General features: G+C 48.6%; 22 protein-coding genes. 9 read left to right on the plus strand and 13 right to left on the minus strand.

Annotation, left to right across the window (positions count from 1 at the left end):
- Positions 1-11: 11 nt before the first annotated feature.
- From ACFQY8_RS00710 to ACFQY8_RS00720, 3 genes are all read right to left on the minus strand, one after another.
- Complete coding sequence (locus tag ACFQY8_RS00710; RefSeq protein WP_377937653.1) at positions 12-1,301, minus strand: ABC transporter substrate-binding protein; 1,290 nt, start codon at positions 1,299-1,301, stop codon at positions 12-14.
- 394 nt (positions 1,302-1,695) lie between these two features.
- Positions 1,696-1,785 (minus strand): 30S ribosomal protein bS22, encoded by a 90-nt coding sequence (locus ACFQY8_RS00715; protein ID WP_004268639.1) that lies wholly within the window; start codon positions 1,783-1,785, stop codon positions 1,696-1,698.
- Positions 1,786-1,945: 160 nt separating this feature from the next.
- Positions 1,946-2,662 carry a hypothetical protein gene (locus tag ACFQY8_RS00720; protein ID WP_377937655.1) on the minus strand — a complete coding sequence of 239 codons (717 nt, stop codon included), beginning with the start codon at positions 2,660-2,662 and terminating at the stop codon, positions 1,946-1,948.
- Between the two features lie 91 nt (positions 2,663-2,753).
- Here ACFQY8_RS00720 and ACFQY8_RS00725 point away from each other — a divergent pair, with 91 nt between their 5' ends.
- Both ACFQY8_RS00725 and radA read left to right on the plus strand, forming a co-directional pair.
- The gene (locus ACFQY8_RS00725) at positions 2,754-3,710 is read left to right on the plus strand and encodes a DUF975 family protein (RefSeq protein ID WP_377937657.1); all 957 of its coding nucleotides are present in this window, start codon (positions 2,754-2,756) and stop codon (positions 3,708-3,710) included.
- 220 nt (positions 3,711-3,930) lie between these two features.
- Positions 3,931-5,361 carry a DNA repair protein RadA gene (radA, locus tag ACFQY8_RS00730; protein WP_377937658.1) on the plus strand — a complete coding sequence of 477 codons (1,431 nt, stop codon included), beginning with the start codon at positions 3,931-3,933 and terminating at the stop codon, positions 5,359-5,361.
- Positions 5,362-5,364: 3 nt separating this feature from the next.
- On the opposite strand, the gene ACFQY8_RS00735 is transcribed toward radA, so the two are convergent.
- Both ACFQY8_RS00735 and ACFQY8_RS00740 read right to left on the minus strand, forming a co-directional pair.
- Complete coding sequence (locus ACFQY8_RS00735) at positions 5,365-6,204, minus strand: hypothetical protein (protein WP_377937660.1); 840 nt, start codon at positions 6,202-6,204, stop codon at positions 5,365-5,367.
- A gap of 71 nt (positions 6,205-6,275) precedes the next feature.
- A complete protein-coding gene (locus ACFQY8_RS00740; RefSeq protein ID WP_377937662.1) occupies positions 6,276-7,199 on the minus strand; it encodes an A/G-specific adenine glycosylase in 924 nt (307 codons plus the stop codon).
- Between the two features lie 19 nt (positions 7,200-7,218).
- Here ACFQY8_RS00740 and ACFQY8_RS00745 point away from each other — a divergent pair, with 19 nt between their 5' ends.
- From ACFQY8_RS00745 to ACFQY8_RS00755, 3 genes are all read left to right on the plus strand, one after another.
- Positions 7,219-7,911, plus strand: a complete 693-nt coding sequence (locus tag ACFQY8_RS00745; RefSeq protein WP_377937663.1) for a tRNA (cytidine(34)-2'-O)-methyltransferase — start codon at positions 7,219-7,221, stop codon at positions 7,909-7,911.
- 152 nt (positions 7,912-8,063) lie between these two features.
- Complete coding sequence (locus tag ACFQY8_RS00750; protein WP_377937705.1) at positions 8,064-8,336, plus strand: ACT domain-containing protein; 273 nt, start codon at positions 8,064-8,066, stop codon at positions 8,334-8,336.
- A gap of 75 nt (positions 8,337-8,411) precedes the next feature.
- The gene (locus ACFQY8_RS00755; RefSeq protein WP_377937707.1) at positions 8,412-9,776 is read left to right on the plus strand and encodes a PFL family protein; all 1,365 of its coding nucleotides are present in this window, start codon (positions 8,412-8,414) and stop codon (positions 9,774-9,776) included.
- Between the two features lie 103 nt (positions 9,777-9,879).
- Here the strand turns inward: ACFQY8_RS00755 and ACFQY8_RS00760 are convergent, their stop codons facing one another.
- Positions 9,880-11,484: an ATP-binding cassette domain-containing protein gene (locus ACFQY8_RS00760; RefSeq protein WP_377937665.1), complete on the minus strand. Its 1,605-nt coding sequence runs from the start codon at positions 11,482-11,484 to the stop codon at positions 9,880-9,882.
- A gap of 342 nt (positions 11,485-11,826) precedes the next feature.
- Between ACFQY8_RS00760 and pnuC the strand changes: the two genes are divergently transcribed.
- Entirely contained in the window at positions 11,827-12,615 is a 789-nt protein-coding gene (pnuC, locus tag ACFQY8_RS00765) for a nicotinamide riboside transporter PnuC (protein ID WP_377937667.1), read from the plus strand.
- Positions 12,616-12,637: 22 nt separating this feature from the next.
- Positions 12,638-13,369, plus strand: a complete 732-nt coding sequence (locus tag ACFQY8_RS00770; RefSeq protein ID WP_377937669.1) for a deoxynucleoside kinase — start codon at positions 12,638-12,640, stop codon at positions 13,367-13,369.
- Between the two features lie 87 nt (positions 13,370-13,456).
- On the opposite strand, the gene ACFQY8_RS00775 is transcribed toward ACFQY8_RS00770, so the two are convergent.
- The 4 genes from ACFQY8_RS00775 to ACFQY8_RS00790 all read right to left on the minus strand — a co-directional run bounded on the left by ACFQY8_RS00775 (position 13,457) and on the right by ACFQY8_RS00790 (position 17,344).
- Positions 13,457-13,801, minus strand: a complete 345-nt coding sequence (locus ACFQY8_RS00775) for a DUF6176 family protein (protein ID WP_377937671.1) — start codon at positions 13,799-13,801, stop codon at positions 13,457-13,459.
- A 100-nt stretch (positions 13,802-13,901) separates the two neighbouring features.
- A complete protein-coding gene (gene galK, locus ACFQY8_RS00780; protein WP_377937673.1) occupies positions 13,902-15,164 on the minus strand; it encodes a galactokinase in 1,263 nt (420 codons plus the stop codon).
- A 45-nt stretch (positions 15,165-15,209) separates the two neighbouring features.
- Entirely contained in the window at positions 15,210-16,472 is a 1,263-nt protein-coding gene (gene galT / locus ACFQY8_RS00785; RefSeq protein ID WP_377937675.1) for a galactose-1-phosphate uridylyltransferase, read from the minus strand.
- A 95-nt stretch (positions 16,473-16,567) separates the two neighbouring features.
- Positions 16,568-17,344: a DeoR/GlpR family DNA-binding transcription regulator gene (locus tag ACFQY8_RS00790; protein WP_377937677.1), complete on the minus strand. Its 777-nt coding sequence runs from the start codon at positions 17,342-17,344 to the stop codon at positions 16,568-16,570.
- Positions 17,345-17,572: 228 nt separating this feature from the next.
- Between ACFQY8_RS00790 and ACFQY8_RS00795 the strand changes: the two genes are divergently transcribed.
- Together ACFQY8_RS00795 and ACFQY8_RS00800 are read left to right on the plus strand one after the other, a co-directional pair.
- Positions 17,573-18,301: a Crp/Fnr family transcriptional regulator gene (locus tag ACFQY8_RS00795; protein ID WP_377937679.1), complete on the plus strand. Its 729-nt coding sequence runs from the start codon at positions 17,573-17,575 to the stop codon at positions 18,299-18,301.
- 80 nt (positions 18,302-18,381) lie between these two features.
- Positions 18,382-20,613: a transglycosylase domain-containing protein gene (locus tag ACFQY8_RS00800; RefSeq protein ID WP_377937681.1), complete on the plus strand. Its 2,232-nt coding sequence runs from the start codon at positions 18,382-18,384 to the stop codon at positions 20,611-20,613.
- Positions 20,614-20,785: 172 nt separating this feature from the next.
- Here ACFQY8_RS00800 and ACFQY8_RS00805 read toward each other — a convergent pair whose 3' ends face one another.
- From ACFQY8_RS00805 to ACFQY8_RS00815, 3 genes are read right to left on the minus strand one after another with little or no spacing between them, the layout of a single operon-like run.
- The gene (locus ACFQY8_RS00805) at positions 20,786-21,931 is read right to left on the minus strand and encodes a quinone-dependent dihydroorotate dehydrogenase (RefSeq protein ID WP_377937682.1); all 1,146 of its coding nucleotides are present in this window, start codon (positions 21,929-21,931) and stop codon (positions 20,786-20,788) included.
- Between the two features lie 40 nt (positions 21,932-21,971).
- Entirely contained in the window at positions 21,972-23,207 is a 1,236-nt protein-coding gene (locus ACFQY8_RS00810; RefSeq protein WP_377937684.1) for a lipoate--protein ligase family protein, read from the minus strand.
- A complete protein-coding gene (locus ACFQY8_RS00815) occupies positions 23,191-24,231 on the minus strand; it encodes a 3-isopropylmalate dehydrogenase (protein WP_377937686.1) in 1,041 nt (346 codons plus the stop codon). The genes ACFQY8_RS00810 and ACFQY8_RS00815 overlap by 17 nt, the downstream gene beginning before the upstream one ends.
- Positions 24,232-24,237: the final 6 nt, after the last annotated feature.

Raw genomic sequence — 24,237 nt, forward strand, 5'->3', positions numbered from 1 at the left:
CCACTCCTTCCTTAGTCTCTAAAGTTACGAGCCTGCACCTTGGCATACTCGGTTTGCATAGCGTTTGTAAACTGCTTGACGTTGCCAGTAGTAATCAACGTCTGCTCAAAACCAGCGATGTTGACTGATGCAGGAATGTAGTGATCGCAGAAGTCGGTCAGTTTTCCTGCCTTGTAGAAGTCCAGCACACCGTTGAGCGCAGGGTCACCGACGTAGGTGTCTTTATATGGCGAGAATGCAGACTGCTGCTTGGAGTAGTCTTTGACGTTCTTCTGCTCCATAAGGAAGTCAACGAACATGCGTGCTTCCTTGTAATGCTTGGTGTTTGCACCAATGGTAAGCATGACGTCATCGCCAGCAGTGAGCTTCTGCTCGCTTACATTGTCCGTCGCAGGCATCTGAGCAAAACGAAGGTTGGCATTCTTATTGACCAAACGAACATTTGGAATGGCATATGTACCGAGTGGAAGAATTGCCGCTTTGCCTGCTGCGAGATTCTGTGTCGCCTGCTGATATGTGATAGAAGGATTCTTCTGAGTGTAATTCTTATAGAGAGTGACAAGTTTACCGGCGACTGGCTCCCACAATTCATTGAGAGTGGTCTTACCAGCAGCAAGATCAGTGTACTTCTCTTCCGGCACGAGAGTGGAGTTCAAAGAAGATAGTGGCGCCTGCAAAGTCCATCCCTCAGCCTCGGAAGCTTCCAAAGGCGTGATGCCCTTATCCTTGAAACGCTGAAGGAGCGCGATAAACTCAGACCATGTCTTCGGTGGATTGTTTGGATCCTCACCAGCTTTCTTCCAGACATCAACGTTGATGATGTAGCCAGAAGCATTGCCCGCATAAGGGATAGCATAAAGGCGCTTCTTGGAAGCATCTTTTGTCTGAACCAAATTCTTAGCGATGCTTACCATGCCAGGATTAAGCTTGGATACAATAGGATCATCTGTAAAGTCGTGGAATACTCCAGTTTCAGCAAGCTGACCGAAGCTGATATCGCCATTTTCTGTCAAAACATCCGGAACACGATGCTTGACAAGGCGTGTGCGCAAATCAGTTGTCGCATCTGAAGAATTATTTACGTTAATCTTGATATTTGGATGCAACTTCTCAAATTCGCGGGCTTTTGCAGTAAACCATGTCGCTGCCTCAGCCTTGAACTGGAAGAAGTCCAAAGTAACGGTCTGAGAGGATGAGGAACCGCATGCTGCCGCGCCCATTATCATCGCGGCAGTCGCCACAACTGCGACAGCGCGCGTGACAATTCTTCCTAATCCTCGACCATGAGATAACTTCATCATCTCTTGTCCTCCATTCTCCGTGAGTGCTTCGTTGCCACATCCTAAATCTCGCGGTGCTACTGTGGTGCACCATCGAACCGGCTTGAGAACTCACGATAGCGACAGTGTAACGCGCCTTTTCGACGAAACGCACATGTTCGCACATGTTTGTCTCAAATATATATTTCGTTAATAAGTAGCCACAAAAAGCAGAAGATTTGTATCATTTATACAAACACAATTTAAGGTCATCTTCGACCTGTATCGCCGCTGCCGTCGTCACTTGCTTCTTACTTGCACTCACTCTTTATGCGTATGCGCAATCACACTGCAATACGATGCGCAATATACGATGCACGACATACGAAAAGGAGCACACCCGAAGGTCTGCTCCTCTAACGCTTATTTTTTAAGACTACTTACGCTGGTGGCGAGTCTTACGCAGCAATTTGCGATGCTTCTTCTTGCTCATACGCTTGCGGCGCTTCTTGATGACCGAACCCATCAGAGCCTCCTCTAGTAAATTGACAACTTTCCCTATAGTACTACGGATTGGCGACTGGTATGGCACGCATGCCCAAAATAGTATTCAAAGGATCTATCCACAAACTTCTTCGCCTGAGTAGCGCCGCGGTACTGCTCAGGCTACTTAGCGCCTACGTACCCTAATACGGGAACTTCGCATAAAAATTATTAACAGCATTTGCAGGGCCTTGTGCCTGGAACACCGTCGTGCCATTCTGCCACACCACAACAGACTGCTCTGAATTACCCTCTACAGCATGTAATTCGTATGCACCAGTCTCTTTCCCGTTCACATTGACTTTACCACTCGCCTTCTTATCGCCTTTTAGTGCACTCACCAAAGAGGTGTACTGAGCATTTGCGTAATCAGCTGAAGTCCACTGGCCGAAGGTCACAGTAATGTCGGCTTTATGATCGCCATTCGTATACACGACTTGATATTCCTCAGTAGGCTCTGAAGATTCCCACGCCGTGATAGATTTCACTTCCCCACGCGCGTAAGACTCGACACTATCAGGAAGAATTTTTTCCAAATCTGTAGCATCCTGTGGCAGGGCTACCGGATCTACTGACACTACAGCTTGAGTGCCTGTAGCTACGTGCGAACCGTTATCCGCACTGTGTCGCGCCCACCCTGGCCATATAAACGCTGCAATCAACGACACGCCGATAATCACAAAAATCACAGCGATAGCAATAGCGCGATTCCTATGGGAGAGCTTATGCTCTTCTTGTGCTTTCTCCACAGATGGAGCCCCGTTAGCCTCAGATATTTTGTGAGATTCTTGCACTCCGCTCTCATCTACCGCATTTTCACTATTAGATACTGCCATATCGAGCTTTTTCTCCTCGGTCATATTTCTCATTGTGTCATGAGTTTAAGACCCTCTATGTTTCGCACAACGGGTAAGGTGTACATCACGTTAAAGTTTGAACAGAAGGGGCATTATGACTCGTGCACAATTAAAAGCACAAGCTAAAGCATCTCTCCAGGGCAAGTATGGCAAATCCATCGGATTGCTCTTAATCATCGAAGTCATTGGATTAGCTTTTGGAATTCTTGCGACGATAGTATCTCCGTATACACGAACTAGTGAAGGGTTGTACACTACATCAAATGGTTTCGGTCCCTTCATCCGATTTATCGGCGGAATTGTTACAGCTCTCTTAGGCATATCCTTTATGCTCTATTCTCTGCATGTCATTGATCGCACTGACAAGGGTGTGGGGGAGGAACTCGTAGCACCTTATAATAACGATAAAGCGTGGAGCACTATTAAGAATGCTCTCCTCGTTTGGATATTTACATTTTTATGGTCTCTTCTCCTCGCCATTCCGGGCATTGTCAAGTCCTACTCATACTCCATGAGCTACTATCTCACTGAGGACTGGGGCAATCAAGGATACAAGTTGAAGAGCACTGAGGCTATCAATGAATCCCGACGATTGATGAAGGGACACAAGTGGGAGCTTTTTGTACTTGACCTTTCCTTCCTTGGATGGATCATCCTTACTCCATTCACTCTCGGTTTCCTTCTCCTTTGGCTCGTTCCATATATGTCTGCTACTCGTGCTGCTTTCTATCGCAACTTACTTGCTCAGGATGCTCAAGCTCGACAAACGGGAACGCAGTTCGCACAAACAGCACAGCCAATGCAGTATGCACAGCCACAGGCTCAGACGACTTATGCTCAGTCAGCATACGCACAGCCACAGCAGTCAGCGTACAATGCGAAATCTGTGCAGCAACCAGCTACTCAGCAGGCTGCTACAAACTCTGCCACTCCTGTAAGTCCGTATAGCGTTTCTCCAACTACGAGTACACAAACTCCTGAAGAAATGGGTACGCCGGGGACACCGGTAAATCCAGAAAATTCTGCAGGTTCTGCACCTGAAGCTGAGTAGTCACGCTCATAAGGCAGTAGAAACTGTCTGTCCAAGTTCTGCCCCTATTCATTTTATAGTGAATAGGGGCTTATTTTATTGTCTATACTCTTCTCTTTCCTCTTCCTCCGCGCTTCGCACGCACGATTATACGCGACAATCACATAACCAATTGTGGATAACTCGCCCGAGTCTATCTGCCTACGGCGCAGTTGTCTGAAGAAAAATATAGTGTCAAGCTATGGCGAAGAGCACGACTCAATTTGTTTGTACCGAATGCGGATGGAATGGCGCAAAGTGGTTTGGACGCTGCCCAAATTGTGGCGAGTGGGGTACGATTGAGGAATTTCATGAAGCACGTCCCTCAAGAGGCGCAAGCAAGACAACTTCCAGCACATCCGGCGCATCACTGCATATCAATGTCCACGATTACGTGCATTCCACTTCAGACGTTACTGTTCAGCATATACAGCGCATTCACACGGGTTTTGAAGAGTACGACCGAGTACTCGGTGGTGGCATCGTGCCCGGTTCCGTTATCCTCATGGCAGGCGAACCAGGTATCGGTAAGTCTACACTTCTCCTTGAAACAGCAGGGAATGTAGCCGATGAGCAGTCACGCAAGGATCCACAGGCTACAGTGCTCTATATCTCCGGTGAGGAGTCTCTCGCCCAGATTCAGATGCGTGCCCGACGCATCGGCGCACAAAACGATAGCCTTCTCATGGCATCCACTACAGATCTCGATACCGTCGTATCTCTTATATCCCAAGAAAAACCAGTCCTCGCTGTGGTTGACTCAGCTCAGACCATCAATTCCACACGAGTGGACGGTATCCCAGGCGGCTCTACTCAAGTGCGCGAAGTTGCCACCGCACTGATAGATGTAGCAAAGGCGCAAGATATCCCTCTCCTACTCGTAGGACACGTTACCAAAGACGGGTCCATCGCTGGACCACGCACACTTGAGCACCTCGTCGACGTTGTTTGTCAGTTCGAGGGTGACTCTCAGACAGCTCTACGACTTTTGCGGTCTGTCAAGAACCGTTTCGGACCAACGGACGAAGTCGGATGCTTTGATATGAGTGGAGAAGGAATCGAAGAAGTTAAAGACCCAAGCGGTTTATTTATCAGCGACTCTGATGAGTCTCCTGTAGGCACGTGCGTAAGTTTTACCGTGGATGGGCATCGAAGCCTGCCTATCGAGATTCAAACTCTTGTCACAAATTCCGTACTTCCCGCACCTCGGCGCGCCACCAATGGCGTCGACACAAACCGTCTCGCCATGCTTGTAGCTGTGCTATATCGCCACGCGGGTATCAATCTGCTTGCTCGTGACTTATATGTCTCTACGATTGCGGGCGGCGCTGCTAAGGAGCCTGCATGCGATTTGGCAATCGCGAGCGCGTTAGCCAGCGCAGTGTCAGATAAGCCCATTGCTCGTACGACAGCGGCCATAGGCGAAATCTCACTAACAGGGCAGATTCGTCCAGTACCTCGCATGAACCATCGCATTCGTGAGGCTGCCCGTCTTGGATTTACTACCATTCTCGTCCCTCGTGCACGGCATGGCATGACATATGAAAACGCAGATGGCGTAGAACTTGTCCAGGTTAGTTCTGTTCTTGATGCGATGCGCGCGCTGGGGCTGAATAAGTCAGATAGGCGCTAACGTTTACTGATTTTGCGTGCTCTGTTCTGACTGTTCGCTCGTTTGAGGAGTAGCTTGTGGTGCGGAAATAGTCAGTTTTACGGGGTCTGAAACGACGGAGTTATCAGTTGCATCGATGAGTTGAGCTGTGTATTCGCCTGCGGCGACATGAGGTGCAGACTTGCCAGATTTCATACATCCATGTCCCGATGCATTGACCTCAGCATTGTCAGCGATAGATTTATCGACAGCTGTATTAGAGACTGCAGTCGCCCAACTCGTGTCCTTTGTATACGTATCGGATTGTCCTAGAAGAATTTCCCCAGGATCAACTGTGCACGCATCGCTACGATACACTTGCGTGCCTTGCGCGTTGGTGACGACGAGCACAGTATTATCATCGCTCGTGTCGATGAGACAGTTTTGATTACCTTGATGAGTGAACGTTTTGGTAAATTTTATCGTACTATCGTTGCTCACAGCGGTACTGTCTGCCGACAAAGTCAACTTAAGTTGGTTCGTAGAGCAATCAGGGATACCTGAGTCCTTAGCTTTTTGAGTAGTAAAGTTTCCTTGCGAAGAACTGTCCGAAGACGTAGATGACTGTGACTTCTGCGTTTTCTTCGTGCTGGATGATGTGGCTGAAAGAGCAGAGGAAGCTGCGGAACGCCCTCGATGCGTTACAGCGAAAATTCCCACGCCTACGAGCGCAAGCACGGCAATTGCAATTACCAGCGCCACAACACGTCGGATAAGATACTTTCGAGCGAGTTTTCGCTTGGTACCCTTTACGCGCGGATGTGCAGTCGTAGCTCTATTGCCCCGCGAGCGAGCACCACGTGGACCAGAATTTCGTACAGCCATACCTGCTAGTGTAGCGTGCCCGCGTAACCCCAAGCTCCATAAGATATTCAGTAGACATTCAGCACCGCAAACTATCCCAGAGGCAATGTGAGTGAATGATCTTCACGAATCTCAATAAGACCATCCTCATCCAAACTTGCAATGCACGCATCGAGCTGTACACTATCTGCCCACACCTGAGAAATCTCGTCATAACTGAGATGATGCTCATCTGCATGACGGAGCGCTTTCAAAATCTTCCCTCGCACTTGGCGATTTGTCCCCGTAAAAGTTTGGCGAGGACGGGTGCGCTTCTGCCCTAATCCTGGCCAGCCAGCCTGCGCGAACTTACATTCACTGCGCAAAGGGCACTCATCACACGCGGGCGACTTCGCGGTGCATACCGTCGCTCCTAGTTCCATCGTGGCTTGATTCCAGATAACTGACATACGCGCGTCACGCGGCAGAGCATTCTCGGCGAGTTTCCTTTCTGAAGCATTTGCTGCACCACCTAAAGACTCAGCGCCCCCAATAGCTCGCGAGAGTACACGGCGAATGTTTGTATCCACTACAGGGACCCGCTTGCCATAAGCAAACGCCATTACCGCGCACGCCGTGTAATCGCCGATACCTGGCAAAGATACAAGTTCCTCGTAAGTATCCGGCACTCGACCACCAAATCGCGCGACAATCTCCTGTGCGCATTCTCGAAGACGTAAGGCACGACGCGGGTAGCCTAGCGTGCCCCATGCAGAAATCACTTCTGCTGCGGTTGCTTCTGCCAGCTTATCTGGACTTGACCACACCGCCATCCAACTTTGCCAGTATGGCAGCACACGTGTCATGGGAGTTTGCTGACTCATCACCTCAGAGAGCAACACTCCCCACGCATCCGTCCGTCCAAAGCGCCATGGGAAATCACGAGCATGATCTGCCCACCATGGAGCAAGTGCATCATGATAAGCAGAGTAGTCATCGTCGGAGTGTACGTCAGGAGAAACTGTGTGGTCTGTCATCGTCACTATTGTCATACATATGAGTAATGAGCACAAGCCAGAAAATGCAGACAAATTGCGCCCTATCCCTGCAAGTCAAAGGCCAGAAGACCAGCAAACCGCTATGTTTGAATACGGCTACCGCAAAAAGAGCTACGCGCCAGATGAGCTCATTACGGATGCTCATGGAAATCCTATTACTGTTTCCGATACGATGCTCACGGCAATTGAGGCTGCAAAGCGCGTCACACAAGTACCTCACGTGTGCTTTTACGAGCCACGTATCCCAGGGAATACTGGCTCTGCCATTCGTCTGTGTGCCATTACTGGTTCCGTACTACACCTCATTGAACCGTTGGGTTTCAATTTGAAAGATACGAAACTTCGTCGCGCTGGTCTTGACTATCACGATATGGCACATGTCGTCGTACATGAGAGTTTTGAAGCAATGGTAGAAGCTATGCCAGGTTTCCGTATCATCGCTTTCACCGCCCATGCGACAAAAAGCTATACTGACATCGAGTACACGCCGCATGACATCTTACTCTTCGGGCCAGAGCCGGGAGATATTCCCGATCCTATGGATGTCTTCTTTGGGCCGCACGTAGCTGAGCAGGTCAAACTTCCTATGCGACCAAGCTTGCGCTCCCTCAATCTTGCTAATACTGCATCCATTGCCCTGTACGAAGCTTGGCATCAACTCGACTTTGCTGGAGCCGACGAAGCTGAATAACGCTCTTGACGTATAGCTCTCGCCATACATACTGTCCAAACCCCTGCAGCGTATACCATTATGCGAATGCAGGGGCTTTTCAAACCTTAGCCATCGATATACTGGAGGCTACGGCAGAAATCACATCAATTTTTAAGGTCTTCGAGGTCACCATGAATAAAGCTATTATTACCGTCGTCGGTCACGACACTGTGGGCATCATCGCTCGTGTGTGCACTTATCTCTCTGAGTCCAATGTCAATGTTTTAGACATTTCTCAAACCATCGTCGACGGATTCTTTAATATGATGATGATTGTGGACTATGCCAATGCCACCGTCGATTTTTCGGAAATTGGAGATACCCTTGACAAGCTTGGCGAGGAAATCGGCGTCAGCGTCCGTTGCCAGCGCGAAGAAATCTTCACTAAGATGCATCGCATCTAAACTCACTTACCACACTTACAATCCACAAAACACGCTTATATCAGCGACATCTCAAGGAGTTTAGCGATGACATCAATGCTTGACGCAATGGAAGTGCGCGAGACAAACACCATGATTGAGCAGGAAAAGCTCGATGTGCGCACTATTACTATGGGAATTTCCCTTCTCGACTGCGTCAGTGATGACGTAGATACATTATGTGAGAAAATCTATACCAAAATCACTACATATGCTCGTGACCTTATCACAGTAGGTCAGCAGATTGAGCGCGAGTACGGCATTCCGATTGTCAATAAGCGCATCTCCGTGACCCCTATATCTCTTGTCGGAGCAAGCGCTTGCAAGACGACAGACGATTATGTCAAGGTGTGCCAAACCCTCGACAAAGCTGCAAAGAAAGTCGGGGTCAACTTCCTCGGCGGTTTCTCCGCGCTCGTCTCTAAAGGCATGACTCCTTCTGAGGAACTTCTCATTCGCTCCCTTCCGAAAGCGCTGTCCACTACAGATTTCGTGTGCGCTTCTGTGAATGTTGGCTCTACACGTACTGGTTTGGATATGGATGCGGTAGCGCTCATGGGTAAAGTCGTGCGGGAAGTATCTGAAGCTACTGCAAGCCAAGATTCCTTAGGAAATGCAAAACTCGTCATCTTTTGTAATGCGCCTGATGATAATCCATTTATGGCTGGCGCGTTCCACGGCGTCACTGAGGGCGATGCCGTCATCAACGTCGGTGTATCCGGACCGGGTGTCGTCTCCCGCGCACTTGACGAGGCTAAAGGCAAGGATTTTGAGTTCCTCTGCGAGACCATCAAGAAGACGGCGTTTAAGATTACTCGAGTCGGTCAGCTCGTAGCTCAAGAAGCGTCCGCTCGGCTGGGCATTCCTTTCGGGATTATCGATCTCTCTCTTGCACCTACCCCTGCAGTAGGAGACTCCGTAGGCGAGATTTTAGAGAAAATTGGTCTATCTCAGGTGGGTGGACCTGGCACGACTGCAGCACTCGCTATGCTCAACGATCAGGTCAAGAAGGGCGGCATCATGGCATCGAGCTATGTAGGCGGTCTTTCTGGAGCATTTATCCCTGTCTCAGAAGATAAGAACATGATTGAGGCAGCAGAAAGCGGCAACCTTACCATCGAAAAACTTGAAGCTATGACATGCGTGTGCTCCGTAGGTCTCGATATGATAGCCGTTCCTGGAGATACTACAGCAGCCACCATCTCCGGTATCATCGCTGATGAAGCAGCCATCGGCATGATTAATCAGAAGACCACTGCCGTGCGCATTATCCCAGTGATAGGAAAGGGTGTGGGTGACACCGCTGAGTTTGGCGGCCTGCTGGGGCACGCGCCGATTATGCCTGTCAACACTTCTGACTGCTCTGAATTCGTATACCGAGGTGGGCACATTCCAGCTCCGGTTCATAGTTTTAAAAACTAATTTCAACTGAGCTGTTAAGAATGCGTTTGGCGTTGGCAAAGATGAGACTTTGCCAACGCCAATTCTGTAGTAGCTCTGTAGTAGCACAATACCTCACGTATCTTTAAGCATTTTCATGCTTAAAGCGTGAAAAATCAATCACCTCATCATAACGAGATAACTCGCCCTCCTCATAGTGATGGATAACTTCAATGAACGTGAGATCAGAAGTCAAGAGATACTCATGAATAGCATCTGCCGTCTTCTTATCCAACGATGCATTAATCTCATCGAGAAGCAGTATAGACCTGCCAGAGAGAATGGCTCTTGCTAGCTCAATTCGCGCGAGCTGTCCTCCAGAAAGCTGATCAGCGTTAGCCCCAAGGTCATACTGCAGCCCTTTTTCGTTTACGACTTCCTCAATTCCAAGAATCTTGCAGACTTCCTTCATGATTTCATGGGGTACATGTGCGCCGAGCGTGAGATTGTATTCTAATGAATCAGAAAATATCACTGGGTTTTGGCTTGCATACGCGAACTCATATGCAAAAGATCCTGCCTGTACACGCAGCCCGTTAAGTGTGATGTCCTGAGCTTTGCCATACTGACCAGTCATTAGGAATTGAAGAAGAGTCGACTTTCCACACCCCGAAGGACCTATAATTGCAATCTTCTTACCGCGCGAAATATCAAAACTTATCTTGTCGCTGAGAACTTTCTCATTGCGTATGAGAGAAATATCCTTAAACGTCATTATCTTTGTAGAGTCTGCCTTAGCGCTGACACTAGTACTGTCATTAGCGTTGGCATCGTTATCTTTTTCGCCCACAAGATTACTGATTTTATGTGCGATAGCTTTGGTCGTAGAAAGGTTATTTCTTTCGCTGAGAATAGTCAAAATAGGGTTGACAAACGAATTCGACAATTGCATGACAGCAAATAATGACGCCAACGATGCTTGGTGATGTGTGATTAAAAGAACGCCGACGATAAATGGGATAAGGAAAGTTCCCACTTCCGCTACAATACTAACGCTCGTTTGTGCATGAGCACTCAGAAGATTCATGCGCATCAATGAATTCTCGAGTTTGTTTATTACTTTCTCGTTACGTGCAACAGCGCTGTCTTCTTGCCGATACAGCTTGAGAGTCGCTGCTCCAGATAAGAAGTTCTTCGTCTTCGCAACATAGCCCTCGTTTGCTTTACTCCATACTTCGGACGCACGCTGGATAGGCTTCTGGAAAAAGTTAGATGCGACCAAAGGTATGCATGAGCCGACGAAAAATACAAGAGTGAGAACCCAATTCATAGCGAGCGCGTATGTCAACGATAAGATGAGAGTAAAAGCTGCGGACACAATATTAAGCTCTGCACCGAAACGGTTCGTCTCAAGGAGCTTGAAATCATTGGTAAAGAAACCTAATTTTTCTGACTCGTTACCATTCGCACTTGAAAGAATGCCACGAAGAACCTTCTTGCGTAAGAATTGATTGACATAGCGCACTGCATCAGTACGCATATAGTTGTAACCCAACTGAGATATAAGCACGATAAGGAGGAAAATAATGACCTCTACGACAATTTTCGGAAGCTCTTTAACGTTTCCATTCGTCGCTACAGCAGTCAGACTTGCTACCATAAAAGCTACTGCAATGCTTTCAGCGCTAGACAACAGCGAAAGAACAGTTAAGAGAATAAATTTCCCACGTGGATAATACTTTGCTATCATTTATCTTTCCTTAATGCATCTTCAATATGAAGAATAGCTGCATCTCACTTATAAGCTCCCCCTATCTCTAATTCTGAGAATAAAAATCGGCCGCGTGGATTTTGCAGTTACTACAAGACCTATCAAAAACACCGTTTGTGACGAACATCACGTCTTTGCATGAATTGTATTTTTTGCCAATTTTTCCAACACGCTGAGTAAGTCCAATGAACTCAGGCGCCAACACAATATTTATAATTTACTTCTTTAAAACTTCCATATTTAGTGTTATTTTATTCTCTCAGTACCATATTTACTGGTTACGCAATATGCCACGAAATTTGACAGAAAGAGAAAGAAAATATGTCTGAGAGCACCACAAGTACGAGCAAAGAACTCGCTTGGTATGACATCTTCAAGCCGTCTTGGTATGTAGAACAGATGAAAGGTTGGACACCAGCAAGTTATGGCTTGCTTTTGCTTGGTCTTGGCATCATCTTCGGTATGACCGTCGGCGGGAAAATTACTCCCGTTACCATCGCTACCATGCTTGCAGGTATGCTCGGATTTACTTGTACTCTCTCCATTACCAATGCGAAACCACTCAACGGTGTACTCGGTCTCGTTTCTGCAATTATCTACATCATCGTGGCTATCGAGGCGAAGAACTTTAACGATGTGATTCTTCAGAGCGTTTACATCTTAATTCTCGATTTGCCAGTTCTCTTCATGCCAAGCTGGGCAAAAAATGTCGATAAGAAGGTGCGCTACTTGCACGAAGATGGCAAAGGCGTACGTAATTGGGCACTTACTGCACTCTTCTTCGCCGTTGTACTCGGTATTCTGTACTACTCTGACACTCACTGGTTTATCAGCCCTCGCCCTTGGACGGACTCTATCGCAGCAGCTATCGGTATCACAGGTGCCATCCTGACGACATTGCGCTTCTCAGACACGTACTACTTCTGGACAGCACAGGGGCTTATGTCTATCGTTCTATGGGGCGTGACAGCATTCCAAGGAGATGCGAACTGGGTGCTCTTCGTCACTTACATCCTCTACTTGACCAATGATATGGTGGCATTCTTCGACTCTAAGGTATCGTGGTTCCATCACACAGGAAATTCTGCCGCGACCGGGCAGATTAAATAAGAGAAAAGGGCGTGATCTTATCTTGTTAGTACTCGCAGGCCCAATTGGCGCCGGGAAAACACAACTCACTCATCTACTCTCACAACAACTTGGCACTCAAGCTTTTGAGGAGCCAGTCACTGACAATCCTGTATTGCCCCTCTTCTACAAAGGCAACGAAGAGGCTGAAATGCGCCGCCAAGCAGGTGAGAAGGATGCGACAAACCACTACGCTTTTCTGCTCCAGATTTACTTCCTCAATCAGCGTTTTGCCATGATTAAAAAGGCAATGCAGGACGACAATAACGTCCTCGACAGGAGCATCTACGAAGACCAGCTCTTCATGAAGATGAACACTGACATGGGCAATGCTAAGCCTGAGGAATACGAGATTTACAAGCACCTCTTGAACAATATGATGGAAGAGCTTCCTTATGCAGCACACAAGAAGTCTCCAGATCTCATGATTTATCTCAAGGTCGACTATCCCACTATGATCTCGCGCATCGCCCATCGCGGACGCGCATATGAGCAGGTAGACTCCGACCCAACGCTTGAAGAGTACTACAAACGCCTCCTACGCTACTACGAGGATTGGGAGAGACGGTACGATGCATCGCCGATGATTACTATTGATGGGACGAAATATGACTTCGTCAATAGCGATAGCGACCGCGAGCACGTGTTGAACACTATTTACGGCACGCTTCACGATATGGGCAACATCGACAATGATGAGCTTAAACGGCTCATGATGCTCAATCAAGTGGATTAAATCTTCAATACCGTTAAGTGATGATGAGCGCATAAAGTATCAGATATCCCTTACAAAAAAGAGATACCTGATACTTTTGTTTAATAGCTAGAACGCTGCTCGAATCCGTTCGGGAATCATTACGACTTGCTCGTCGAAATTTACCTCACCATAGTTTGGGTCAATACATTTATCCCAGTATTCTAAATGTTTCTTGTCAATGTAGCTGTCCGAATCCTCTACAGAAGCACCGCCTAATCCTTGAATAGAAAACCAATATAGATATTCCGTCCCATCTTTCGCTATTTCACGAAATATAGATTCCACATACATTTTCTCATTCTCAAGCGTTAAAAGTGTGTCAGGCATGTGATTGTTAAGAAATGCCATCCATTCATCAACAACTGCTGATTTTCCCGGTAGAACGCGAAATCGCGTTAATTCTGTACGCATATTTTTACTATACAAAATGTGTCAGAACGTCCGACCTAGCACGTTCTGACACATTAGACTAATTTACAACTTCTCCAGTTGTGGGGAGAGGGGGGGGGAGTCAGCACACCCGTTCTGCTGGATTAGACGCCACCACGGCGAGCGCGCGCGGCGCATTCCACCCACGTGATTCAAACTCATCAGCAATCTTTTGAGCAATCAGGGCAGCCTGTCCTTTATCGACGAGCGCGATGATGGAGCCGCCAAAGCCGCCACCGGTCATACGTGCACCGTATGCGCCGTTCACACGTGCTACGTCTACTGCTACATCGAGCTGCGGGACAGTGACTTCATAGTCATCGCGTAGGGAGTTGTGCGACTCATTAAAGAGTTCTCCCGCGCGCTTGATATCGCCTGCTTTGAATGCGTCCACAAATTCAGTAACGCGTCCAATCTCTGTAATGACGTGGCGTACACGTTTTTGTGCTTCTTCGGAGTCGAGACGAGACACGAGAGCATCTACAGCTACAGCACGCTCAGTTTGAGGGAGTGCGTTGATACGGTCGGCAGGTTTGCGCAGCGACTTCACACCGAGAGCAGCAGCAGACTCTTCACATACACGACGGCGAGCAGCATACTGACCATCATTGAGCGAGTGCGGGGCTTGAGTGTCAAGCACGAGAAGTTCAAGCCCCAGCTTATCTAAGTCAAACTCCTGCTGGGATACACTCTCAAGCGCAGATAGTTCAGGGTTGCAGTCAAGCAAAAGCGCTTTACCTGCCTGGCAACGCATCGATGCAGACTGATCCAAGCCACCCGTAGCAGCTCCAGCCATATCATTTTCAGAAGTGATAGCCATATTAACGAGAGTGACACGCCCCTCATCAGTATCACCGAAACCGAGTCCATACACATCGTCAAGAGCGAGTGCCGTAGAGCATGTCATAGCAGCTGACGAGCTTAGCCCGCCGCCGAGCGGCACACACGAGGAGAAAGCTGCATCGAAGCCACGCACCTTATCTCCAAATCCACCACGTTCGCGCATCGCCCACGCTACACCGACAGGATACGCAGCCCAGCCTTCGACGCCACCTGCTTCCAAGCCATCAAGGTCGGCCTCAGCTACAATGCCATCAGAAAGCGTAGAGATGACGCGAACCTTAGTATCTTCACGAGGAGATAGAGCAATGAATGTGCGATGAGGAAGTGCAATCGGCAGACACAGACCGTTGTTATAGTCTGTGTGCTCGCCGATTAAGTTCACACGACCCGGTGCATCCCACACACCTGCAGGAGCAGAACCGAAAGTTTTTTCGAAAAGCTCTTTGGCCTGACGAGCACCTTCTTCAATGCTTAATGCATCAATAAATTCAATCTTTGCCATGGGAAGTTCCTTTTATTTAGCTCACAAGCAATTAATCAGCAACGATTAATCAGTAACGTTAGAAATATCGACTGGACCGAGCTCGTGGAAGCGAGCAGCAATCTTCTCTGGAGTCGTGTCAGAAATCCACGCAGCCATGCCAGATTCCGAGCCTGCCAAATACTTAATTTTATTCGCAGAGCGGCGGAAGGAGAAGAATTGCAAATTCAGGCGGTAATTTTCACGGCGTTTGTCATGCACTGGTGCCTGATGCCATGCGGAAATATATGGCAAATCCATGCCCTTACCGTCTCCGATATCAAAGAATGCATTGCCGCGCTTCAAGAGCTGCGAGTACATCTGGGCTAATCCCCAACGCTCATTATCGTTGAGCTCATCAAGAGTACGAACATCGTCACGCAGCGGTTGGACGTGTACTTCCAACGGCCAGCGAGCAGCAGCGGGAACGTAGCCAACCCATGTATCATTGCGAAGGACTACGCGCTCATCTGCCTCAATTTCAGCATCCTTGAGGTCTGTCAAGAGATTGGAACCATTTTTTTCAAAGTACGCCTGCGTATGCTGAAGCTCTGTCTCCAACCGAGGAGCAATGAACGGATACGAATAAATCTGACCGTGAGGATGGGCGAGAGATACACCAATTTCCTGACCATGATTTTCAAAAGGAAATATTTGCTCAATGCCGTCAATTGTAGAAAGTTCAGCGGTGCGGAAAGCCCACCCCTCCACGACGGTGCGCAAACGCTTAATAGGAAGATCTGCCGGAAGCCCCGTCTCATTCGGATCGAAGCAGATAACTTCACAGCGTCCGACAGCTGGCTGGGACTTCCACAGTGGATTGCCATCGACATTCGTTACGACGTCTGGAATGCCCGGCACACGAGTCATCGATGGGAAACGATTCTCAAAAACCACCACGTTATAGTCTGTATCCGGCACTTCTCCATCCTGATAAGGATCTCCAGGCTTGCGAGCAGCAAGTGGATTGCCCGTCGCCGTGGCACCCGGACCAGCTGTAATCGGTCGATTCATACGCGCTGTCGCCATTGGAATCCAGTCACCAGTAAGTGGATCTTGGCGCATAGTAGGAGCCTGAACCGGCATAGGATTGCCCTCACCGTCAATTCCCGGTTCATACCGATTTGCAAGAACACGTGGGTCCTTAAGCTCGCGCGTCTTCTGACCAGAAACGTACTCTGGGTCATCATCGAGATAGAAGAAATCGCGACCATCCGACAACGTTGTAGGGGTAATGCGAATGTTTTTACGTGCATACTCGCCTGGCACGTACTTCGTGAATGTAGTCATAGTTAATAGTATAGCGTAATTCTGTACTAATTTGTGCGGTTTTGTAACATTCTGTTATTCTTCACAACAGACTGGCACTATCCATTACGCAATTTCTACTGGGCAATGATGAGATTTCTTGCTACTTCACGAGTTGCCGCGACATCTTCAGGTGAAATTCCAGAATCCGTAATGATAGCGTCGACATCATCAAACCCTGCAAAAAGTGACAATGAGGTCAACTGCCACTTAGTATGATCCGTTAAGACGATAGTCTTGTTTGCGATAGACATCAACGCCGCCGCAGTAGATGACTCCAGCGAGTTCGGAGTGAGGAACCCACGTGGCACAGACACAGAATGCGTTCCCAGGAAGAGCAAATTTACACGCAGTGACGAAATGACACGGTCAGCAAGAGGCCCCACTAAAGAATTCGAACGTGTGGTCACACCACCAGTGACGATAACTTCCACATCCTTATTCTCCGCAGTCTGCACAAGTTCAGCGACCGGCAAAGAATTCGTCAAAATCGTAATACCCGTAGAATTTTCCGACTCAAGCAAATGCTGTGCAAATACATACGTCGTGGACCCTCCACCAATGGCAATCACATCACCCGGCTGCACAAGCTCTACAGCCTTGAGAGCAATAGAATCTTTAAGACCTACGTCCATCTGAGACTTGACTGCAAACAACGGCTCCGCAAGCAATGTCGACGAAGAGACAGCACCACCATGGACTCGCTTCACTAGCCCCTTGTCAGCAAGTTCGGAAATATCACGGCGAATGGTCATAGCTGAAACGCCGAACTCATCAGCAAGTCCCGCAATGCGTACAGCACCGCGTGTGCGAAGTCGTCCAAGTATAAGTTGTTGCCTCTGCGATGAAATCATACGAACATTATCGCACAAAAATATTGCACTTTCCACTCTTATACCGCTCTCATCCCGCTCTTAATAACTCGTAATTTAACAAAAAAGCGGTTCTTAACAAGAGCAGCAGCGCTCCATGGTCTCCAGTGGAGAAACATCATATACTTCCCTTATGCGTGCGTTTCGCTTATGATAGACAGAGCAACGAGGCATCGCACCGGAATTTGACACACAGGAAAGTTAGGGATTATGGCGCTTGTGCATGAACCAACTACGACATCACTGGAAATTCTTGAGCAAACTCTTATGCACACCGCACTCTTTGAACATGTTCCCCTTGACGATGCTCGCCAGCTTCTTCCGTATCTTGAACGGCGCACTTACGCCAAAGGAGAGTATATCTTCCATGAGGGTGACGAAGATCACACTATGTACATCATCGAACGCGGACGACTGAAACTTACGCGCGAGTCTTTTGATCAGCGTATACAACTCCTCAGCATTTCTGGCGCAGGAGAAATAGCAGGTGAGATTCCCGTTTTTGACCCTCATGGAGGTCCGCGCACAGCTTCCGCAGTAAGCATGGTCAACAACACCGTTGCCCTATCTCTCGCATCCCATGTTCTTTTCTCATGGTTGAACGAGCACCCTCGTGTGGCTGTCAACATGCTTCAAGTCCTTGCAAATCGCATGCGCCATAATAACGAACGTATTTCAGACCTCGTCTTCATGGATGTTCCAGCACGCTTGGCAAAGACACTTATCGATCTTGCGAAGCGTTTCGGCGAGCCAACGGTTCAGGGTCTCGTTGTCCCTCACGACCTCACGCAGGAAGAACTAGCACAGCTAGTCGGCACTTCGCGCGAAACGGTAAATAAGGCGCTCATGGATTTTACGAATCGAGGATGGATAGCACGCGAGGGGCGTACTATCATCATCTATCAGCCTGGAAATCTCATCTTGCGCGCACGACATTAAAGTGCCATACGTGGAGTACTTAAAAGTACCCGCTTAAAATACTCCTCGACGCGTTTAGCCATTCAGCTAGACTGGTACGTATGTCTGAAGAAACTGGGAAGAATAAGTTTACACCAAAACGCTTATTCACACTGATTTTGTCGTTCTTACTCTTTTGCGCAATGGGCGGTATCGTCGCATCCGGCATCGTCATGCCTGCTGTGGTCGGCGCAACGGTTGTCGCAAAAGCTGTCGAACCGCAGATGAGCGCAGGTGTCGAGGACGTCAACTTCGACTTGAACGATTTGCCTCAGCAATCGCGCATGTACGCATCTGATGGAAAGACAGTGATTGCTACGTTCTACACACAGAACCGCATCATCGTCCCACTGAAAGACATTGCTAAGGTCATGCAGCAGGCTATGGTAGCCCGCGAGGATCGTCGATTCTTCCAGCATGCCGGCGTGGATCCTACAGGTGTATTGCGCGCGTTCGTGCAAACCTACGTGTCCAAGGGCGATACGCAAGGCGGATCTACTCTGACTCAGCAGTATGTCAAGAATATACTCATCGACCAAGCCACAAATTCAGACGACCCTATCGCTGCATACCATGCACAGGAAGATACCATCGCACGCAAGCTACGCGAAATGCTTCTCGCTGTACAGCTTGAAAAGACTTACTCCAAGGCAGAAATTCTTCAGGGTTACCTCAACATCGCTCAGTTTGGCTCAGGCGTATACGGTGTAGAAACAGCCTCCCGCCACTACTTCAATAAGTCAGCAAAAGACCTCACTCTTGGCGAAGCAGCTACCATTGCTTCCATTACGAAAAATCCTCAGGCATACGACCCAACTCTTCATCCAGAGGAGTCTCAAAAACAGCGCGATATCGTCCTTGATTTAATGCAGCAGGAAGGATACGCATCTGCTGATGATGTCAAGGCAGCTAAAGCAGTCAATATCGCAGATATGCTTCACATCCAGGATGTGGAAGTTGGCTGCCAAACCGCGGGCTCCGCGGCATACTTCTGCGATTATGTCGTCAACAAGATGCTTCAGTCTCCTAACTTTGGCGAGACCAAGGCAGACCGACGCAAGCTTCTCTATCAAGGTGGTTTGAACATTTACACCACTATGGACGTCAATGCCCAAGCCACAGCATGGCAGGCGGTGCGTGACGTCGTACCTGAAAACGACCCATCGGGTATCGAGTCCGTACTTGCGGCAGTTAAGCCTGGTACAGGCGAAGTACTCGCTCTTGCGCAAAATCGAACATATGATGCCACCGCGAGCGCTTCAGGCACTCACACCTCTATCAATTACGCGGTGGACCAAGCAGATGGCGGCGGACAGGGTATCCAGCCAGGTTCTACGTTCAAACCTATGAACCTCGCAGCGTGGATGATCAATGGTCGCTCTATCAACGAACCACTGCGCACAGCCACCTCATATGCTAATGCATCCATTCCATGTAACTCTACACAGGCGGGATATTGGAGCGTGCAGAACACTGGCGGCGGTACGGTCAATCCTGAGACACCGCTTCAAGCTCTTCTCCAGTCTCATAACACCACTCAGGCTTCTATGGCACAAAAGATTGGTTTGTGCTCCATCGCCGACACTGCTACCGCTATGGGCTACCATAATTCCCTAGCGGGGCAGGAAGATATTCACAGCACTATGTATGCGCCATTCATCATTGGCTCTCTCAATACTTCTCCACTCACTATGGCAAACGTCTTCGCAACTATCGCTGGAAAAGGCGTTAAGTGCGACCCTATCGCTATCACTAAGGTCGAGAAAAATGGCAAGAGCTATCAGGTGCCTTCTGCAAACTGCACACAGGCAATCCCTGAAAATGTAGCGCAAACCGTAGCGTATGTGATGAACCTCGGTGCTACAAAGGGTGCTGCGACAGCTGCAAACCTTCCAAACCGTAAGACCTTTGCAAAAACTGGTACTGCAGAAACATACTTTATGAATACTGGTGGCTTCACGAACGGAGTAGCAGCGTTTGCTGTAGCAGGAAATATGGAGACACAAAAGGACATGTCCGGTATGACTATCAACGGTGTAACCCGCCGCAACTGGTATGGTATGTACCTCGCATCTCCTATCTTTAAGAACTTTATGGAAGCCTACACTACTGCTGCAAGCATTCCTGATGACCCAAGCTACGGTACCCCAGATCAAAAGTTCCTTGGTGGCTCAAGCTCTGCATCGAGCTCTTCTAGTTCGCGTAGCGCAAATCGTAGCACGCAGTCTCAAACTCAGACCCAACAGAACAATAATCAGTCCGACACGGACAACGAAGACGATGGAGACGACTAATATAGTCTTGTAGAGCAACTCCATAACTTGCTCGTACAGGGTATGATAAGGGGCTTCCTCACGAAGGTTTACGTGAGGAAGCCCCTTTGATATGTGCATCAGTATCCATCAGCAAAGATAGAGATACATAGAGACACGGAAGTTTAGCTAGCTAAGCTCCTCACTAAGCCCTTTACTCTACATCCACGCCCACAGCTTCTGCCACACTAGAGAAACCATCACGGCGAAGTAATTGAGCCAGACCGCGTTTAAGTACGGTAATATTTTGTGGCCCACGATACATGAGCGAGGTGATGAACATTACGAGACTTGAACCTTTACGAATCTTTGCATACGCCTGTTCTGGAGTAAAGACTCCGCCTATTCCCGCGATAGCAAAGCGGTCGTGATAGTCGCGATACGTTCGCTCAACGAAAGAATTGTTCAGGCTCTCCGTAGGAAGTCCCGACAGTCCGCCTACCCAATCTGGTGGAACGTCAAGACCATTTCTGTCCTTACGCAAATTTGCTATAGATAATCCTTGCACATCATGGTCAGAAAGTACATCGACGAGCTCTTTGAACTCCTCCCATGACTTATCACTCGGCATCTTGACAAGTACAGGCTGACTATGCTCCACCTTATCTAATGCAGTGAAAAGCTTGTCTAAATTCTCAGGATTCGTGAACTGCTCACCTACGCGCGTATTTGGGCAGGAAATATTGATTTCAAGCATGTGCGTACGGTTAGCCGCACGGGTAAAAGACTTAACGTAGTCTTCCACACCTTCATCAATATCGCCAGTCAGGTCGTCATTCGTGCGTGCCAAAGAAGCCGAGATGCGCATAGTTTGAGCATTTATCACGGCTTTCTCCACACGTGGCATTACCATGTTTACACCATCGTTAGCAAGCCCGACATGCACCATCATAGAAGCGTATTCAGGCAAACGGTGGAACCACGGACGAGGATTCCCCGCGCATGCGCGCGACGTTATAGAGCCAATTGTCTCAAATCCGAAACCAGCATTGTCAAGCAACACAGGTAAATCACAATCCTTATCAAGCCCAGCAGACAGACCAAAAGGATTATCAAACTTCACGCCCATGACAGACGTTTCTAAAATAGGGTCCGTGTAGTTTATCATGCCCCGTAACGCCCACATAAGAGGTAGAACGTGACGCGTCACGCGTGCAAATTGAAGCATTTGTGCATGGGCATCATCAGGAGACTGGTCAAACACGATAGGCTTGACCGCTTCTTTATACGCTAGCTGAAACAAGCCCGTACTTGCACGATTGATGGCATCGCGAACGACACTGTCACTTACGTATCCCATAAAGTTCCTCCTAGAGTCGAGTCTCATTGTACTACTTTTACTATGGGATACGATTTGTCCACTCGTCACTACTGTACTTTTCTGCAGCGAGCAGTTGCGCTCGCTCTGTAGTCTGAGCGTCGAGTTTGGACTCTCTTATGTGCGGAATAATCGTTTTTGCCTGATTTTCCAGTGCGTGCCACAGTTCATCACGACTTAACTGAGTTTGAGATCGTAATGGGTCTACGCGTTTCACTGCTGATTTCACGGGTTTGTCTGACATTTTTTCGCGTGAAATGCGCAAGACTTCAACCATTTTTGCCGCATCGATATCGTATGCCATCGTCACGTGGTGGAGCACACTTCCTCCAGTCGCGTGAGACGCCCTATACCTTCGCTGTGCAGCACCACCAATCTTCCCTGCCGCAGAAGTGATGTCGTTCAGCGGCTTATAGCGCGCTTCAATCCCCACATGTTGAAGAGCCAGTATAACCCATTCATCACACCTCTTATACGCCTCATACCCCGAGAGTCCATCAAGAAAATCCGCAGGCACGTAGAGCGAATACGTGATCGTATTTCCAGGCTCCACAAACATCGCGCCGCCACCAGTCATACGACGGACAACAGTGAAATTATGCGCCTTGGCACGCACTCTATCGACTTCATTGCTCACACTTTGGTGAAGCCCGATGATGACAGCATTACTGTCCCACTGCCAAAAGCGCAAAGTAGGCTTTCTTGCGCCTCGTGCCACGTCGCGTGCAAGAATCTCATCGAGTGCCATGTGCATAGCCGGGCTGCGCGGCTGCGGATCGCCAATGATATCAAAGTCATAATTGTTCCACGTGAAACATAGCTGTTCAATTTTTTCGCCATCTCGACTGACTGCACTCAAGTAAGGTATGCGCAATCCGCTACCTTGGACGACGGTACTCGTGGGACGCTCCTGCGTATGAGGAGTCAACTCTTCATACGGCCGCATCTCTCTATTTGCCTGCTCAGCCGCCTTGTTCATCGCGCACTCAATTGCTTCAGCAGTGAGTCCGACAAGTTGTGCAGAGGGATAACGCTCCTGCACTGTTTCTACAGCTTTGTGTGCTGACGCCACAACGAGGAGCTTTTCCATATATTCCACGACAGCGCTAGGATCCTCTACTGAGTCTATGAAGAAGTCGCCATCAAGCTGAACACGACATAGCCGCCCCTGCGCATACCACAGTTGAACGGCTACAAGTTTTCCGCCGGGGACTTTACATGCCCCGCGATATGAGGTGAGTTTATGCCAGTCGCGCAAGAATATCCTGTCCTACTTGGTGCGTGGAACGCGCAGTAGAACCATTTTCTTCAATATCTGCTTCCACAGCACGCTCAATCTTTTCTGCCGCATCGTCCAATCCAAGATGATGCAACAACATTGCTGATGACATGATAGCAGCTGTTGGGTTCGCGATTCCTTTACCAGCGATATCTGGAGCCGATCCATGAATCGGCTCAAACATCGACGGATACTTACCTGAAGCGTTAATATTTCCCGAGGCCGAGTAGCCCACGCCTCCTACAACCGCCCCAGCTTCATCCGTGATAATGTCGCCGAAGAGATTATCTGTGAGAATGACGTCGAAACGCCCTGGGTCAGTAACGATAAAAATAGTCGTAGCATCGATATGCAAGTAGTCATGCGTCACTTCAGGATATTCCTCAGCGACCTTATCCACGATGCGTTGCCACATGTCACCCGCATTGATAAGCACATTTTTCTTATGCACAAGAGTGACATGCTTACGGCGCTTCATCGCAAGATCAAATGCATAGCGAACCGTACGTTCTACTCCAGCGGCAGAATTGATAGATACCTCCGTCGCTATCTGCTGATCTGTACCAGCATGAGCAGATCCACCTGCGCCTACGTATAGTCCTTCCGTGCCTTCACGCACCACGACGAAATCAATCTCACCGGGATGAGCCAGTGGGGACGTCACACCTTTATATAACTTTGAGGGACGAAGATTAATGTAATGATCCAAAGCGAAACGCATCTTCAAGAGCAATCCACGCTCAAGCACGCCAGCCTTGACACGAGGATCACCGATAGCCCCGAGAAGAATTGCATCATTGCGCTTAATTTCATCAAGAATCTCATCGGTCAAGATGACGCCGTCGCGCAAATAGCGGTCAGCGCCGAGGTCAAACTGCGTGTAGTTAAACTGCGCCACACCCTCGGTAGCTTTCTCCATTACAGCTTGAGCTTCTGGGGTAATTTCTTTGCCAATTCCATCGCCAGGGATAACCGCGATGTCATACGTTTTCGTATCTGCCATGACTCA

Source organism: Alloscardovia venturai (assembly GCF_042676605.1).
GTDB classification, from domain to species: domain Bacteria; phylum Actinomycetota; class Actinomycetes; order Actinomycetales; family Bifidobacteriaceae; genus Alloscardovia; species Alloscardovia venturai.